This window comes from Lysinibacillus sp. CTST325, from assembly GCF_054665055.1.
Map to the genome: position 1 here is coordinate 1 of NZ_BAAFHO010000042.1, position 958 is coordinate 958.

Here is a 958-nt window from a genome sequence, read left to right on the forward strand (position 1 = left end):
GTCAGTTTTTTTTACGGATTCAAGATCCAAAGAGCTGCCCGACCTATTCTTCACCTCTACTATATAAAAAAATAGTAGTACGAACCAATGCCTTGGTCTGCACTACTAATCTTAGTATGTTTTTTCTAATTGAACTCCCATGAAAGAACTAAATCATCTTTCATTTTCTGTGGTGAAGTGCTAATTTTAACGGGCACTTTAATTGAAGATTCGCATCCAGAAATAATCAATAAAAACCAAACTAGATAAATAAAGAACCAACTGTTTTGATCAAACTTTGTTTCAAAACAGTTGGTTTCTTTCTGTATAAAATCAGTGTTTGCGGCTTACTTTTAATCGAACTTTATTCAAAAGCTACAGAATATGTTGAGTTACAATAAAGATGTATACTAGACAAAAAAATTGTATACTGATTACTTAAACAGAATACATGAGTGAGTATAACTAATCTCGTTATACTTTATAATCACATTATCTTGTAAATAAGATGATTTAGCATGAAATACAAACCTTTGTACAGTGTGTTGCTGTATCAGGGTTTTTTTACGGTTATTTATTATGGAACACAAAATATATACAATTGAATAGCCTTTATTACATTGTTTGATTTACAATTCAAATTAAAAAAGAACTAATTATTATGAAGAGATTGATCATTTAAAACAAAGTTCGATAATTTAAAATAAAAATTGATTCACTAACGTCGCACGAATTTTAATTGAATTTTCTGTTTTCTTATCCTTCCGTTTTTGAAGAAAATAAAAGATACTAAAGTAGAAATAGTAAACATCCATTTTTTTACTATAACCTTTGACTGAGGCAACTAACAATTCAAAATCCTTACGGTACCGTATTTCCTTTGATTTTTCGAAGCCAAATACGTGCCGGTTTCCATAGTACTGCTTTTAAGTACCTACTAATTTGTAAGTACGTCCGTGAACTGTTTGTGTGAAGCTGT

1 pseudogene is annotated in these 958 nt (G+C 29.7%); it reads right to left on the reverse strand.

The annotated features are described in order from the left end of the window. Positions 1-840 precede the first annotated feature (840 nt). Positions 841-958: pseudogene (locus tag ACYQ73_RS28105) on the reverse strand (IS4 family transposase); the annotation flags it as partial.